The organism is Veillonella atypica, assembly GCF_041431435.1.
Taxonomy (GTDB): Bacteria; Bacillota; Negativicutes; order Veillonellales; family Veillonellaceae; genus Veillonella; species Veillonella atypica.
Map to the genome: position 1 here is coordinate 297,097 of NZ_JAPVXV010000002.1, position 17,552 is coordinate 314,648.

Here is a 17,552-nt window from a genome sequence, read left to right on the forward strand (position 1 = left end):
TTACAAAACGTAAATTAAAATAGTAAATCGTAATATAAAATATCGTTTTTGCAATTTAATTGAATATAAATGGTTAGTGTGTTACACTTAGCATACTAGGAGGTAAGTATATGAACACTACCAAATATATTCGTTTAGCATCTATGACGATAGATAATATAAAGAATATTGAACACGGTCGTATCAATTTCATAAATACAAGAAAGGACTATAAATCGAGTCTATTAGGTATATATGGTCAAAATGGTTCTGGTAAAACGGCACTTATAGATGCGATTAGTATTTTAAAATTATTACTTACAGGCCAAAAATTGCCTTCTACAATTCGTGATTATATCAATATATCCTCTGCCTCTCATACGTGTGAATTAAATTTTGAATTGTTAATAGAGGATAATCATAAACATATTTTAGTAGATTATGAGGTGGAATTAGGCATTACCTCATCGATTACTGGTGAAAGTAATATAACGGATGATACTAGAGATGGAGAACATCGTATTTGTATTACAAAAGAGCGCTTACAATATAAGCTTGAAAGTGTAGAAACCAATATTAGAAAAAGTGTTTTAATTGACACGAATGTACCGGCTAAGCAAATCTTTAAACCTAAATCAAAATTAGATTTACTAGTTGGTCGTGATATTGATGATATTACAGATCTAATCGTAAATAAAAAACAAGCGAATGCGGAATCGCGATCCTTTATTTTCTCTCCTGAGTTTATGAAACGACTTCATAGTCGTAATGAAGTGATGGAATCTAATCAAGATTTTGCATTAGTCTATTCGATTTTGACAGACTTAGTGAAGTATGGAAATCATGATTTATTTGTAGTAACAACGGAACATAGTGGCTTAATTAGTCTCGATGCACTACCATTAGAGATTAACTATCGGGCTGATACGAGACATATTGTAGGTACGATTGGATTATCCTTAAATCAACCTAATGTATTTCCTATAGCCGTTGTACAAGATATTAGAGATAGTATAACTATGATGAATTTGGTATTAACCCAAATTGTACCAGGATTAACTATAGGTGTAGAAACACTAGGTAAGGAAAAATTGCAGGATAATCAAGACGGAGAGCGATTTGAGTTAGTATCCTATAAATCAAATACATATATTCCATTAAAATATGAATCTGAAGGGATACGTAAAATTATTTCTGTGTTAGGCCTATTAATTTCTGTCTATAATAGAAAATCTATTACTGTTGCCATAGATGAGCTAGACTCGGGTATCTTTGAATATCTACTTGGTGAGATTTTACGAATCATTTCAGAGAAAGGTGAAGGCCAATTAATATTTACATCTCATAACCTAAGACCTTTAGAAACACTTGATAAAGGCTGTATTGCTTTTACCACAACTAATCCTAGCAATCGATATACGCGAATGGTTAATGTAAAGACAAGCAATAACTTACGCGACTTTTACTATAGAGATATCATGCTTGGGGAACAGAACGAAGAATTATATAAATCGACAAATAATGCTGAAATTTCTTATGCTTTTAGGAAAGCTGGTGCATATAAATGGCACGACGAAAAATAGTGCTTGTTATTGTTGAAGGACCTTCTGATGCGGATTCATTAGAATTATATTTTTCTAAATTTTTTGATAGTAATACTGTACATATGAAAATTATGTACGGGGATATTACCTCTAAAAGAGGAATAAATCAGTCTAATATTAAGGCTCGATTAGGTAATGAAATTAAGGTATATGCTGAAAATAATCATTTTAAAGCTGCGGATGTTCAGCAAATTATACATTTAGTTGATATGGATGGAGCTTTTGTTGATGACTCTGTCATTATTGAGGATGAGACAAAAGATAAATTTTTATATACATTAGAGTCTGTTATAGTCCCAAATCGACAAGTTGCTATCGAGCGAAATGAGCATAAGCGTGAGAATTTGAATACCTTAAGTTCAAGGACCTCTGTAATGTGGAATAATATTCCTTATAAAATATATTATATGTCTTGTAACCTGGATCATGTGTTACATGATAAGCCAAATGCTACTGATGAGGAGAAAAAGGCTAACTCATTGGATTTTACCGAAAGGTATTATGATGATATAAATGCGTTTATTAAATTTATAAGTGAGTCTACATTTTCTCAATGTACAGGTTATAAAGAATCATGGGATTATATAAAACAAGATAATCACTCATTAGAACGTAATTCCAATTTAGGATTATGCTTTATAGGGTTATAGGATAAAAAGTGTGTGTGACTAATCCCAATAAGTTGGAAAATCTGTAGACATATGTAGCTCATTCCAAACAGGAGCATCACCCCATTGAGGGATTGAACGATCTATTTGGCAATAATTAGATAACCGTTTGTAGATAGCAGCAATCGATTCATCTGTAGGCATACAATTTAATATATCTGAAATAGAAAGCGGTCTTGGTGAGTGCATATAGCACCACCAATAGACCGCTTTTAGTCTTTTGAAGTTTTTACACACACTTTTTGTCCTATAAGCCGTTTTTTAGTACTAAGATTGTAACTGGTAACTACTGGGTATACACAGTAGTAAGCGAATGAGTTCCTCGTATTCACTCTCATTGAGTTATCTATCTGCTTTTAATTTTGAGGGCTATGACTATCTGCGTTTATATGTTTAGGATAGTGTTTGTTGAAACTTGCTAAATCTATCAAGGATATTACTTGGTAAAGACGTAAGTTTGCAATAATCAGAAAATAATGATCTTCTTAATTGATTTTGTTCATCTGTTGGATTGTTGAAAATGGTGTTTTTAAATTCCGTAATAAACAATACTTTTAGATATGGTGTCTTTAGAAATAAAAGTATGATTAATATTGTTGAATAGAGGCCTTTGCATGCTACTTTATCAATATTAAGTGGTTGTTTTAGGTCTTTAGTTAGATAAATCAGATAAGGCAGTATTTTATATAGTTGTTTAGGTTGAATTGATTTATGACTTCTAAATTGAACAAAATGAAGATTATGTGCTGCTAAATTTCTAAAGGAACGTACATTTTCAAGGCCGTTTCTAATAATATCGACTCTTTGATTATATTCAATCCCAGGAGTATTTTCGAACAATATATCAGTAATAGGCTCTTTTTCTTGACGATTAAGTACACAGAACAAATTAATTGCATCACCGAATGATATATTTTTAAATAATATCCATGGAGGAATATGATTATGGTTTTCTTTATAGTGTTTAGTAGGCATTTTACATTTAGCTGTATCTGTTAAAAGAGGTAATATTTCTGAAAGTACATTATCTTTAAATGATACACCTGAATTATATGCTTGATAGTTATTTGTATCAAGATATTTTGCTTCATCTACACCAAAGGAAGAAGCAATAGAATAGGCTAACAAATTTTTAAACATATTCTCTATAAATAGACTGTATTTCATAATAAAAGCCTGAATACTTTTATCTAGCAAATACAATTCATACAGGTATTCTATAGATAGTCCTGGCTTAAATTTGCCATTTTCCATTAGTGTACTTTTGTACCCATTAACGAGATCGTAATAGGATATAGATATTAATGCATGCTTAGCAAAATTGATGTCATTAATCATAAGCCCGTAGTCATTTTGTAGCTTAGTGATTTGTTCATCATAGGTTTTAAAGGGTTTATCGTAGGCCATATAGATATAGACTCCAGCATAAAAAGAAACCCGCTACAATTAAGTAGCGGGCATGGTGATATGCTCAAAGGCAATATCGTTTTACTACCTAATTTATAGCATAAAAGAAAGTTAAGTGTCAATATATATCATATTATTCATTTGTTAATTGAGCGATGTCACCTACACTAATAGGAGTTATTGTGGGTGGCATAGGCATAGGAGTAGGTGTAACACCAGATAAAGTCATTTCCTCTTTTTTCGTTTGTTTTAGTAAGGACTGTAAAGGACTGAGCACATTTATGGTTGAATAATTAAATAATTTACATTCAGAAAATTGTTCATAAGGTACCTGTATTTCAACTATTGCTTTTATAGCATCATAAGTACCGTAATCATGTTCATCTATAAGAATATGAGGGCCTTTTTCTATAATTCTAAGAGTTTGTCCACGCTTAGCGCCCTTACTCAGACCATAATTAATGAGAATCGTATTAGAATTTGGAATAGCAATAACTTCATATTCTTTAAATGACATGTTAAAACCTCCTTTTGCCTATGTTTTTACTTTATGGATTGTATCTTAAAAGAAGCAATCTTATTTCTCAAAATACCCCAACATTTCAATGTGTGTCAACACTTCGTCCATGTATTCTTCGGTCGGTACAACGTAGTTATAGCCGTCCTTAGTGGTACGGTTAACAGTTAGATTTTCGTCGAGGTTGGCGATTAAATCGGCCCGAGAGATTGGTTTAGCCAATTGTTTCATCACATATAATAGGCCATTGTCGACGTCCCCGTCCACTTGGTTGTACATGTTACCCGGTGTGAGGTATTGGCTGCCGCCTTTTTCCACAATGGTTTCGATATATTTAATAAAGCGCTCTGGGATGTAGCTTTCATTTTCAACAAACGGCGTGCGAGGATAGGAAGAACCGTAAATGTTGAGGTTGTCAGTCACGATGAGTAGGAACAGACGTTGATATAACACGTCGCCATCGATGACATAGCCCGGATAGTGGGAACTAATATAGTTGACGATATCCTGAACAGTGAATTCCTTGAACGTATCCATCAACACCTTGATAGCGATGTGAACAGTATTGGTCCAGTCCTCAGGAACGCCCTTCACATTTCTAGACGGCGCCATAAAGTACAGGTTGTTCAAGATGTCTTGGGTTACCGTTTCGTCGTGATTGATCTTGTCCTCGTTGGACAGTTTCGTCAATAGGCTCATGCGGAATTGCGTGTCGTACACGTAATCGTAAAACTGTTCCTTGTCGATATAATTGCCGTTGGATAGGGTGGAAATGTTTTTTTCCACGTCTCCTGAAAGCCAGGTAATGAAGGATCGTTGTAATGATTCGTCACCTACATAGGCACAGCCGTGTTGACGAGCTCGTTCGATGAAATCGGATACATACACTGGATCATTGTAGGTTTCCAAGTACTCGTGTGCTACGTAATAATCATTAGATTGTAATACCCGATTGATGTTGTTAATTTTGTAATTCGATTGGGCCCGAGAACGATCGTCGCTGTTCATCGTTTCTGCTACAAGCTTTAACACACTCTTCGTATACAACGTGCGTTCTAATAAACCCTTATCTTCCGCCCGTTTATCCGCGTACAACATGATATCGCGCAATTGTTCCAAGCGTTTCCAGCCAGGGTACGTATTGTACGATACATAAGCGATGCCACGGCTCGATAAATTCTCGCTGCAAATGTCGAGAATTTTGTCTTTCACCATGTCCGGTACCCAAGACCAGATACCATGAACGATGATGTAATCGAAGGTGCCGAAGCTCTTATCCACGTCCATAATGTTTTTTTCAAGTAGCGTCACATTCGTAAGGCCGATGGATTCGATGATTTCCTTGCCATGCTCCACCTGTACGCCGGATAAATCGATGCCTGTGAAAGTCGCCGTAGGGTAGTACATCGCTTGTGGGATGATATTACCGCCGCAGGATGCTCCAAGCTCTAATACGCGCGCCTTGCTCGGCGCCACCGGATCAAGTCCATAAATCTTAGCCTTAGCGTACAAATTATTAATATTCGTGCTAGAAAATGGCTTTGAAATATATAGGAACGTATCGTAGGATGCTTTTAAATCATTAATACTCTTTTCCACATCCGTAGGCACGTCCATGGTATGCGTTGCTGTATCCGTTGCATCCGGTTTAGATACGACATTCTTGTTTGTTGTCGTTTCAGCAGAGGCTGATGCGGCCTTATTTTTAGTTTCTTTTTTCATGATTAACCCCTTTGTCTACACTCCCTCATGTATTACTGTAGATTAGTATATCATACTACATGGTTTTATGGTGAAAGTTTATGTCCCTATATATATACTATATATAGCAAATGACATGGATCATAGGGACGGCATTTTATAGATATAAATAGAGACAACAGAGAAATTTTAAATTTAACTATTATATCTTTACTATCGCAGTTATATTCATGAACATCTCATTCATGCTTTATGAGGTATATTTGATAAGTTTTGCTAATTTAAACACTTATTTTTCTTGATAGGTAATGCTTTTTATATCCTTATTTAACATGATTTAATAGCATTTTACAATATATCGAAAAAACTTGTAGTAAATAAACATATTAACATCATGTTTATGAAGAAATCGTGATTGTTAATATTTATGTAAGTAAATAAATCGAAAATGATTAATATATGTTTACTGAAATTGAAAAAAATCGCACAAAAATGTGTAAAAAATACACCATTTCTTAACAAAAATTAAAAAATAAAACATTTTTTCAATTTTATGAGAAAAAAATGAGAGAAAATGTTTCACAAAAAGAAAATTTTTTGTTATAGTATGTACATGAAGTAAGATGAATGAAAAGTGAAACATGAGAAAATGTTCTTCACACAATGATTTTTATTTCTATTGAATAGGGATTAATTAAGGATTATAAGTGTCTTAAAGAAAGAGAAAAAGAAAGGGGTTCATAGAAATATGAATAAGATCTTTAAAGTTGTTTGGAGCAAAACAAAAGAATGCTACGTTGTAGTATCTGAAGTAGCGAAAAACAATGGTGGTAAGAAAAAAGCGTTGTCTACAGTATTTGCTGCTTTAATGGCCGCAGGTGCTATGATGCCTGGTCAAGTAGATGCGGTCTCTTATGGTGCCGGTGGCGGGACTGCTAGTGGAGATGCGTCTATTGCTATTGGTGGTGGTTTTGGTGCTACCCAAGCTGGACCAACAGCAAATAGTGAACTTTCTATTGCTATTGGTCAGGAGGCAAATGCTACTGGCAAATCTTCAATTGCTATGGGGCATTTAGCAAAAACATCAGGTGAGGAGTCTGCCATTGCTATCGGTAATGAAACAAAAGCATTATCTAAAGATACTACAGCTGTTGGATCTGGTTCTCAATCGCAAGGTGAAAAAGCAGCGGCTTTTGGTTTTCAAAGTAAAGCGCTAGCAAGTTATGCGACGGCTCTTGGCTCTGGTGCTCTTAGTCAGGCGGAGGACTCTCAAGCAATTGGCCGACAAGCTGAAACATCAACTAACTCATTTCGCGGGATTGCTGTTGGTACATTGGCAAAAGTTGATGGGATTTATGGCGTTGCGGTTGGTGCACAATCTAAAGCAACAGCTGAATCTGCTGTTGCAGTTGGTTATAATACTCAGGCTACAGGATATCAGTCCGCTGCTGTTGGTCCATTATCAAAAGCTACTAATCGTAAATCTATTGCACTAGGTGTTAGTAATACCGCTAGTGGTGTAGCTTCCGTTGCTACTGGTGCTGCTAATACTGCTTCTGGTGATTATGCAGCAGCTTATGGTGCTAATGCGCAAGCTACTAATAAAAAAGCCACAGCTGTTGGTAATGCTTCTGTTGCGAGTGGTGAAAATTCATCTGCATTTGGTTACAATAATACTGTAACTGGTGACAGCTCTACTGCTCTTGGTACAGGCAATGTTATTGATAATGGTGGAAACTCTGTAGCTGGTGCTGTAGCTGTTGGTAATAAAAATAAAGCATCTGGTAATCGAGCAATTGCTATTGGTGAAACTAATACATCTAAAATGGCAGATACCATTACAATGGGTTCAAATAATGAAGCTAATACTTGGGGGGCTGTTGCCATTGGTTTAGGCAATATCGCCGATGCCTCAGCTAATGGTGGAAGTGCTACTGCAAATAGTGTTGCTATTGCGATTGGTCAAGGCAATAGAGCTTCTCATGAAATGACCGTAGCTATTGGTACTAATGTTAACGCGACTAAAACTGGTGCGATTGGCATGGGGATGAATGTTGATGCTGGTGGTGATTATTCCGTTGCTATAGGAAGTATAGCTGCTGGTAAAGTACAAGCTGGTGATTATGCTACAGCAGTAGGTGCAAGGGCACATGCGACGGAAGAAAAGAGTGTTGCATATGGTGCAGCAGCTGAAGCGAATGCGAAACAAGCTACGGCATTAGGTTACAGAGCCACTGCATCTATAAAAGATGGAGTTGCTCTTGGTTCTGAATCCAAAACAACAAAAGATGCGGGTGAAATTGGTTATAATCCAGCCGCAGGTCGTACTAATAAATATGACAATTTAACTAATAATACAAAGGCTGCTTTAACATCTACACGTGCTGCTGTTTCTATTGGTGATGATAGTACTAGTGTTACTCGCCAATTAACAGGCCTTGCAGCTGGTACCCAAGATACTGATGCTGTTAACGTAGCACAATTAAAAGCTGTTAACTTGAAATTCGCTGGCGATTCTACGCAAGTAACTGGTAGCACTGACGTTCGTCTTAATGATGGTACTTTCAATGTCAATGGTGATGGTACTCTAATCTCTACTGAGGCAACTGCCACAGGTATTAAGGTAAAAGCTAAGGTTGGCGGTACAATTACTAATGACCCTAGCAATGATGGTAAAGCCAAAGCACCAACAACTGATGGTATTGCAACGACTACTAATGTAACAGATGCAATTAATAACTCTGGCTGGAAGGTAACATCCTCTAATAATGGTGGTACTACAAATGGTACATCCATTGAAAAAGTAAGCCCTGGTGATAAAGTTACTTTCAGCGCTGGTAAAAACATTGTATTAGATCAAGCGGGTAAACAATTTACATATTCCTTGAATAAAGATGTTGATTTGACTAAAGATGGTTCTTTAACAATTGGCGATACTAAAATCACTAATGCTGGTATGACTATTACTGGTGGTCCATCCATTACTAAAACTGGTATCGATGCTGGTAGCAAGAAAATCACAAATGTTACAGCTGGTACAGCTGATACTGATGCAGTAAACGTAAAACAATTAAAAGATACTGAAAAACACATTAAACCTGGCACATATGCAGTAGCAAATGATGGTTCTGTAACATTAAAATATGTTGATGGTAATGGTACTGAACAAACTGAAACAGCTAAAATTACTGGCATTGCTAAGAAGTCAAAAGTTATCAATGGTCAAAACACAACTGTTGAAGAAGGTACAGATACAACTGATAACAGCGTAACTTACAAAGTAAATGTGAAAGGTGATTTAGCTGATATCTCCTCCATCACAAATGGTACTGGCTCTGGTAAAATCTCCTTCGAAGGTGACCAAGTTGTAAAAGTTGGTGGCGATCATCCTATCTCCTTTGATGGTAAAGGTGGTTATGTAACCGGCTTACAAAATAAAGATTGGGATATTACTAACCCAACTGTTGTATCTGGTCGTGCAGCAACAGAAGATCAATTGAAAAAAGTAAGCGATGGTTTTAATAACACAGTTAAATTAACTGGTAATTCTGGTGCTACTGGCACACAAAAATTAAACCAAAATAGTGGTTTGAGCTTCGGCGTAGTTGGCGCAGATAATGGTAAATACATTACAACAACTGCTTCCGGTAGCAATGTTGTAGCTGACTTGTCTACTGATGCTAAAGCGAAGTTAAACAGCAAAGTAGTTGTTGCTGGTTCTGGTGCTGCTACAGTAGCTACACCTACAGTAACCACTAATCCTGATGGTAGCACTGTAACTACTTATACTGTTCATGTTGACCCTGCAACTGCAACTGCAGCTTCTACTGAAAGTGTAGTTAAGAAAGCTGTAACAGGCGATACAAACATTGCTGATGTTTCTGTAGCAGATGGTAAAGCTACTGGTGATGTAGGTGCTAAATATGAGGTATCCGTATCTCGTAATGCCGTTAAAGATGCAGCTCGTGAAGCTGTAACAGTAAATAATGGTGGTACAAAATCTGGTACTACATACACACCAAATGCTGATAACCCAATCACGGTAACACCTAAAGAAGATGCAGCTAATCATAATACAACTTATGAAGTGACTTTCGATGGTAATAAAGCAGCTAAACAAATCCCATTGACTTATAAAGCAACAAATAATGGTACTACAACTGCTGACCAAACAGTTAAACTTGATAAAGGCTTGAACTTCACAGGTGGTGATTATACAACTGCTAGCGTTGGTGCAGATGGTAAAGTAACATTTGATGTTAACCTTGGTACAGCTCCAACAGTAACTGATGGTAAACCTGGTGTTCCAGGTCAAGCTGGTGCTACGGGTAAAGATGGTATTGCTACTGTTAAAACTGTAGTTGATACAATCAATAACTCTGGTTGGAAAGCAAATGCTAAAGCAAACGGTGGTAATCTTGATGGATCTGCTACAGCGACTGTTGTAAAACCTGGTAATACAGTTAACTATGCTGCTGGTAAAAACCTCATTGTTAAACAAGAACTTGAAACAGATGGTGCGGGTGCATTAACTGGTAACCAAACGTATACATACTCTTTAAATAAAGATATCGATGTAGAATCTGTTCATGTTGGTAAAGATGGTAAAGATGGTAAGATTGGCATTGATGGTAAAAATGGTGTAGATGGCCTTGATGGTACTAACCGTGTAGACATTCATGTAGAAAAAGGTGCTAAAGGCGTTGACGGCACTGACGGTCATGATGGCGTAAATGGCCATAACGGTAAAGATGGCATGACTCGTATCGTTTACGAAGATAAGGGTGGTAAACAAGAAGTTGCTACACTTAATGATGGCCTCAACTTCACTGGTAACAATGAGTCTAAAACTAATGTTCAAAAATTGAACTCTAAAGTAAAAGTTCAAGGTGAAGGCGTTACTGAAAATACTACAAGCCATAAATTAGAAGTAAATGGTGAAGAATTTAAGTCTGCCACTGGTAACATTGCTGTAGTAGCCGATGGTCATGATACGTTAACAGTTAAGTTAAACGAAAAACTTAAAGGTTTAGATTCTGTTCAAACTAAGACTGTTGAATTAGGCGATCATACAACACCTGGTGGTACAACTAATATTACTTATAATAGCGGTGATAAACGTATTGAGTATACAACACCTGGCACTACAGATACTAAAAAGGTAGCAACCACTGATGATATCTGGACAATCCAAGGTAATGGCACTGATGTTAAACCTGTTAATGGTAAAGTTAATGTAAAAGCTGGTGAAAATGTTGTTATTACAACGCCAACAACAGCTGATGGTTCTATGACAATCAATGCAGTAAGCCCTGTTGTGTACACGACTCCTGCTGGTGATAAATTAACTAAAAAATCTGATGGCAAGTTCTACAAGGCGGATGGTTCTGAGTATACTGACGGCGATATCATCGCATCTTTTGAAAATCCTAATGCGAATAGTATTCCAGCGGGTAAACTTAATACAACTGATGGTGGGATGATTGTTAATAATATTGGTTCTGCCATTAAAACTCAAAATCCAACAATGCCTGCAGGTCAAACTGCTACATATTTGGATAAATTGAAAGCAGCTGCTGATGATACAAAAACTCAAAATGCAGCGGTTAACGTATCTGATCTTCATAACACTGCTGAAGCATTGAAAGCTAACGAGTTGCATATTCGTCCTACAGCTTCTAACCGTGCAGGTGAAACTGTTAATAAAAATGCAGCAGGTACAGCTGATGAGATTTACAAATATGATGCTACAACTAAATCTGTAACATTGAAATATAACGATGGTACAGGTGCTGGTGTAACTGGTACAGAAGCTAAAATCGATTTATCCGACTTGGCTAACCAAATTACAAGCGGTTATACTTTCAAAACAAATGCTACAGAAAATGGTGGTAAGGTTGTTAATGATGCAGCAACTCCAGCTGCAGAAACAGCAGTTGCTAATGGTGGCGTAGTTAACTATGCAGCAGGCAAAAACCTCACTGTTAAACAAGACATCGAAAAAGATGGTACAGGTGCAGCAACTGGTAAACAAACTTATACATATGCATTAGCTGATGAAATCGGTATTGGTGAAAAAGGTCAACCTGGCGTTGCAGGTAAAGATGGCGTTGATGGTAAAATCGGCGTAAATGGTAAAGACGGTTCTTCCGTAGTTATCAATGGTAAAGATGGTTCCATTGGTATGACTGGTCCTCAAGGCCAAAATGGTAAAGATGGTATCAACGGCCGTGATGGTGCTAACATCTCCATGACATCTGCTAAAGGTGAACAAGTTCTTGTAAACCGCGATCCAGTTCATAGTGCGGATACTGATAAAGCAGAACGTATCGTATATGTTCCAAAAGATGCTAATGGCGACCCTATTAAAGGTGCTGATGGCAAGAACATCGTACGTGAAGTAGCAACTATGGACGATGGCTTGAAATTCACTGGTAATAATACAGTCATCGAAAATAAACAAAAACTTGGCTCCTTGGTTAAAGTTCAAGGTGAAGGCACTCAAGAAGGTACTACAGTTATTAACCCAACTACTGGTGAAAAAGAACTCGTATTGTCTGATGGTACGACTAAGTTTGAATCTGCTAAAGACAACATCGCAGTCGTAGCTGATGGTACTAATACATTGACAGTTAAGTTGAATAAAAACCTTAAAGGTTTAGATTCTGTTCAAACTAAGACTGTTGAATTAGGCGACCGTACGACACCTGGTGGCACAACTAATATTACTTATAATAGTGGTGATAAACGTATTGAATATACAACACCTGGTACAACTGCTGGTACTCCAGAAACTAAGAAAGTAGCAACTACTGACGATCTCTGGACAATCCAAGGTAATGGTACTGATGTTGCTCCTGTAAATGGCAAGGTTAACGTAAAAGCTGGCGAAAATATCCTTATCACAACTCCAGCTACTGCCGATGGTTCTATGACTATCAATGCAGTAACACCTGCTGTTTATACAGATAAAGATGGTAACAAGTTAACTAAGGATAAAGATGGCAAATTCCATAAAGATGATGGTACAGAAGTAGCTGCAGCTGATGTTATTACATCCATCCAAGATGCAGCTGGTAATACAACTGGTGGCCACTCCATCGTTAACAACGTTGGTTCTGCTATTAATAACCATGCAACACCAGGCGTTACATCCCCTACATATTTGGATAAATTGGATGCTGCCGCAGGCGATACTAAGACACAAAATGCAGCCGTTAATGTAACTGACTTGAAGAACACAGCTGATGGCTTGACTGATAAAGGCTTGAAATTTGATGCTAATGAAGGCGGCCTCAAAACGAATAAGCTAGGTTCTACAGTAACAGTTCAAGGTTCTGGTGCTTTAACTGCGGGTAAGGCATATGCTGATGAATACAACACAGATAACATTAGAACTAATATCAGCCAAAGTAATGGTGATACAGTTATTAATGTTGGTTTAGCAAAAGCGTTGAAAGATATTAACTCTATTTCTAATGGTAATTCTTCCATCACTCTTAACAACAACCCAGGTGGCACAAATAATACACCTGCAGTACAAATTACTGGTGGTAACTTGTCCATGGGCAATGGCACAGCTAACAATAAGATTGTGAACTTGGCTCCTGGTACAGCAGATACTGATGCAGTTAACGTAAAACAGTTGAAAGATACTGAGTTACATATTACTCCTGGTACATATACACCTAGTACTGATAAAAAAGTTAAATTAACATATACAGATGGTAATGGTGGTGTAGTATCTGGTAAAGAAGCCGTTATCGACTTGTCCGGTTTATCTACAGGCGGTACAACTGCATCCTCTTGGAATGTTAAGTCCTCTGCTAATACTACAGATGGTGGTGCTGTTGCTGATACCCATGATGCAAACGCTCAAAACATTGCAAATGGTAAAACTGTAGAATTCCAATCTGGTAAAAACTTAGTAGTAAAACAAACTAACGATGCTACTGGTGGCAATGCTACTGTAGAATTCTCCTTGTCCGATAACATCGTAGCTGGTAAAGATGGCGCGAATGGTAAAGATGGCTCTGTTGGTGCAACTGGTAAAGACGGTTCTTCTGTAGTTATCAATGGTGCAGACGGCTCTATCGGCATGACTGGTCCTAAAGGCCAAAATGGTAAAGATGGTATCAATGGCCGTGATGGCGCTAACATCTCTATGACATCTTCTAAAGGTGAGCAAGTTCTTGTAAACCGCGATCCAGCTCATAGTGCTGATACTGACAAAGCAGAACGTATCGTATATGTTCCAAAAGATGCTAGTGGCAACCCTATTCAAGATGCTAATGGCAAGAACATTGTACGTGAAGTAGCCACTATGGATGATGGTTTAAAATTCACTGGTAACAATGAATCTACTGTAAATAAACATAAATTAGGTTCTTTAGTGAAAGTTCAAGGCGAAGGTGTTGCTGAAAATACTACACTTAATAAAGTAGTAGTTGGCGATAAAAACAGTACTGAAGAATTTGAATCTGCAGCTGGTAATATCGCTGTAGTAGCTGACGATCATGATACTTTGACAGTTAAGTTGAATAAAAACCTCAAAGGTTTGAATTCTGTTCAAACAAATGAAATAAGATTGGTTGATCCAACTGATAATAGTGAAACTTCTATTAAAAAAGATGGCGATCGTATCACTTATACAACTCCTGGTGCTACACCTGGTTCTACGGTAACGAATAAAGTGGCTAACCTTGATGATGAAATGCACATTAAAGATACTGAATACACTGTAGGTTCTGATAAAAAGGTGAGATTGACATATGTAGATGGCAATGGAAACCCTGTAGACAATAAAACTGCAGTTATTGACTTGTCTGGATTACCTGTAGGTGATAAAGATACAGACATGCGTATTGCAGAAGGTACATATACAGCTAAAAATGGTACGGTTACATTGAAAACTGTTAATAAGGATGGAACAGCAGCTAATAAAGATGTAGTTATTAAAGGTATTAATACAGATCAATATAAAGCTGGTGACAATGTAACATTTACTCCAGATGGTACTGATGCAAATGGTAATCCTATTTACAAAATTAATGCAGATTTGTCTGGTGCATCATCTACTGAAAAAGTAATTAGAAAGAATGATACTAATAACTTGGCAAAGGTAGATACTCAATCTACACATGTAGCTGGTGACAAAGGCGAAACATATATTGTATCCGTTGATAAGAATGATGTTAAAGATGCAGCTCGTGAGGCCGTAGAAGTTAAAGGTTCCGGTGTTATTAAGGTAACTGCCGATACTACTACAACTCCGCATAAGACAACTTATGATGTTGCATATGATCCTGATAAGGCTGCAGAGGTAACTAAGATTTCTTATAAATCTTCCACATCTCCAGATGCTGGTAGTCAAGGTCCTAAAAAAGTTTCTTTAAAAGATGGCTTTGATTTCAAATCTACAGGTGGTAATGTTAAGATTACTACTGATAATGCGGGCGGTATCGACTTTAACGTTGACTTGTCTAGTATCCATGGAGTAAGTCAAAATATCGCGGTTGGTGGTAATGTTGACCCTACTAGCTTGACTGGTACAGACACAGTAACAAAAGGTACACGATTTGATGCAGGTAATAACCTTGTAGTTAAACGTACTGCATTAAATGATACCGGGTTAGATCATGCAATTTCTTATGAATTGAATAAAGATCTTCAAGGTATCAATTCCATTCGAAATGCTAATAATGGCCCTGTTATGAACTTCAATGCTGGTGATATAGCTATCTCCGGTGGTAATCTCAGCATGGGCGATGGTACACATAACAATAAAATTGTGAATGTTGCTCCTGGTACTGATAAATCTGATGTAGCGACTGTTGGTCAGTTGACTAAAGTTGTTTCTTCCAATGGTACTGTTACTATCGCTCCAGTATATAAAGACCAAGATGGTGCCCCTGTATATGATTTGTCTGTAACCGGTGTTCCAGGTGCAGATCCTCGTGTAGACCAATTAGCAGAAGAAATCGGTCGTGTAGGTGCTCAAGGCGCAGCTCTCTCCGCGTTGAAACCTATCCAATACGATCCATTAGAACCAACTCAAATCATGGCTGGTTATGGTAACTACCGTGGTAACTCCGCAGTGGCTCTTGGCGTAGCTCATTACAAAAATGAATCTACATTAATCCATGGTGGCGTATCCTGGGCTGGTGGTTCTAGCCACATGATGGCAAACGCTGGTGTAACTTGGAAAGTTGGTAACCGTGATAGCGAAGCTGCTGTAGCAGATCGTTACCGCAAAGGCCCTATCAGTTCCGCGTATGCAATGCAACAAGAAATGGCAGCTATGAAAGCTCAAAATGCCGGATTAAAAGGCGAAGTATCTGACTTGAAAGCAGAAAATGAACAAATGAAAGCTCAAATTGCTGCAATGATGGCAAAATTAGGTTTATAATTTGATAGATTAAACTTTCACAGATAACGGGAAGAGGGAACTCGATACCGAGAACCCTCTCGTCCCTTTTGGTTCGACTAAGAAAAGAGGAATAGATATGAAAAAATCTACAATGCTTGCTTTCACAGCAGCAGTATTAATGAGCGCTGCATCCCTTACTGGTCACGCAGCCAGCGCACCTACATATGATGATGTATTAATTGTTAAAAACCCTGTAATGACGCCACAACTCGGTTCTGTTGTACTCGTTCCTGTAGCGAGCCCACAAACGGTAGCAGCTGTTCATGATTATGTGAAAGCTTGGCAAAATGCAGAAATCAACATTGCAAAAGCTAAGGTTAAATACGATGATCATAAACAATTGACGAAATCTGAAAAGGTTTGGTTGCATTCTTATGACAAACATAACTATGCTGACTATTTCCGCACACATTCCATCGGTCGTGTGCATGGTCAAGAAGTGTTCATGAACTGGAGCGGTGAAAATCGCAACAAAAATGAATACGAATATTTTGATATGCCAAAATACAATGAGCAAGATGGTTTCACCAATAGCTATGGGTACAATGTACTTCGTGGTATGGTAGACCAAATCAATGCAGTTATCCAAGAGCAAAAGAAAATCGGTGGTCCTATGACTGACGAAGAAGCACAAGCCTTGGAAGACTCCATTTTGGACATCATGGCTCATGATCAAGAACATGTAAACAATGACGAACTTCGTCACTACATGAACGAAACAATTTGGTACGCCGCAAAACAAACGGTGAAAAACAAAGCTAGCGAAGAACCTCAAGTTGGTGATGACCACGAAGTAGACCTTCGCGCAGCAATGGCTAATCCGCCTGTAGATCAACCTCAATCCCGTAAAGTAAACTTACGTGATGCTATAGGCAAATAATCTGGCTGAACATTAAATTATAAATCCATATGGCCCTTATAGACTCTCTAATCCCACCCCCCTTTCTTCTATAGGGGCCATAATAAAAACGCTCACACTGTGAGAACGGACTTTTGAATTGAACGCAATTTTGAAAGTACCGTCCCATAGTGTGGGCGTTTTTTGGTGCATAGAATATGGTTTTTAGTAGATCTATAGGTTCATTTTGTGTGTAGTTTTATTTGGGATACTAGCATATATTAATAGATATATATTAACAAACCATAAAATATGGCATTATACAATTTAATGTATTGAATTGATAAATGCCTTATAAATACAGTGTTTTGCTGATTTATCGTGTAATTTTGATTTATGAAATTTATAG

At 37.4% G+C, this 17,552-nt stretch carries 7 protein-coding genes and 1 pseudogene; 4 read left to right on the forward strand and 4 right to left on the reverse strand.

Translation table 11 applies throughout. The features are described 5' to 3' along the window. Positions 1 to 110: 110 nt before the first annotated feature. Together O3598_RS03935 and O3598_RS03940 are read left to right on the forward strand one after the other, a co-directional pair. A complete protein-coding gene (locus O3598_RS03935) occupies positions 111 to 1,562 on the forward strand; it encodes an AAA family ATPase (RefSeq protein WP_371451876.1) in 1,452 nt (483 codons plus the stop codon). Further along, positions 1,544 to 2,233: a hypothetical protein gene (locus O3598_RS03940; RefSeq protein ID WP_371451877.1), complete on the forward strand. Its 690-nt coding sequence runs from the start codon at positions 1,544 to 1,546 to the stop codon at positions 2,231 to 2,233. Before O3598_RS03935 ends, O3598_RS03940 begins: the two co-directional genes overlap by 19 nt. A gap of 18 nt (positions 2,234 to 2,251) precedes the next feature. Here O3598_RS03940 and O3598_RS03945 read toward each other — a convergent pair. From O3598_RS03945 to O3598_RS03960, 4 genes and pseudogenes are all read right to left on the reverse strand, one after another. Further along, positions 2,252 to 2,473: pseudogene (locus O3598_RS03945) on the reverse strand (IS256 family transposase); the annotation flags it as partial. A 171-nt stretch (positions 2,474 to 2,644) separates the two neighbouring features. Then, positions 2,645 to 3,658 (reverse strand): Abi family protein, encoded by a 1,014-nt coding sequence (locus O3598_RS03950; protein WP_316595355.1) that lies wholly within the window; start codon positions 3,656 to 3,658, stop codon positions 2,645 to 2,647. A 133-nt stretch (positions 3,659 to 3,791) separates the two neighbouring features. Next, the gene (locus O3598_RS03955; protein WP_119982217.1) at positions 3,792 to 4,175 is read right to left on the reverse strand and encodes a hypothetical protein; all 384 of its coding nucleotides are present in this window, start codon (positions 4,173 to 4,175) and stop codon (positions 3,792 to 3,794) included. Between the two features lie 60 nt (positions 4,176 to 4,235). After that, complete coding sequence (locus tag O3598_RS03960) at positions 4,236 to 5,897, reverse strand: methyltransferase regulatory domain-containing protein (protein ID WP_371451880.1); 1,662 nt, start codon at positions 5,895 to 5,897, stop codon at positions 4,236 to 4,238. A gap of 727 nt (positions 5,898 to 6,624) precedes the next feature. Between O3598_RS03960 and O3598_RS03965 the strand changes: the two genes are divergently transcribed. Continuing rightward, entirely contained in the window at positions 6,625 to 16,284 is a 9,660-nt protein-coding gene (locus O3598_RS03965; RefSeq protein WP_371451882.1) for an ESPR-type extended signal peptide-containing protein, read from the forward strand. A gap of 97 nt (positions 16,285 to 16,381) precedes the next feature. Beyond that, a complete protein-coding gene (locus tag O3598_RS03970) occupies positions 16,382 to 17,185 on the forward strand; it encodes a hypothetical protein (RefSeq protein WP_371451884.1) in 804 nt (267 codons plus the stop codon). Positions 17,186 to 17,552 lie beyond the last annotated feature (367 nt).

Coding starts and splice junctions, on each gene's coding strand:
- O3598_RS03935 (WP_371451876.1), top strand. CDS start 111: ATGAACACTACCAAATATATTCGTTTAGCATCTATGACGATAGATAAT.
- O3598_RS03940 (WP_371451877.1), top strand. CDS start 1,544: ATGGCACGACGAAAAATAGTGCTTGTTATTGTTGAAGGACCTTCTGAT.
- O3598_RS03950 (WP_316595355.1), bottom strand. CDS start 3,658: ATGGCCTACGATAAACCCTTTAAAACCTATGATGAACAAATCACTAAG.
- O3598_RS03955 (WP_119982217.1), bottom strand. CDS start 4,175: ATGTCATTTAAAGAATATGAAGTTATTGCTATTCCAAATTCTAATACG.
- O3598_RS03960 (WP_371451880.1), bottom strand. CDS start 5,897: ATGAAAAAAGAAACTAAAAATAAGGCCGCATCAGCCTCTGCTGAAACG.
- O3598_RS03965 (WP_371451882.1), top strand. CDS start 6,625: ATGAATAAGATCTTTAAAGTTGTTTGGAGCAAAACAAAAGAATGCTAC.
- O3598_RS03970 (WP_371451884.1), top strand. CDS start 16,382: ATGAAAAAATCTACAATGCTTGCTTTCACAGCAGCAGTATTAATGAGC.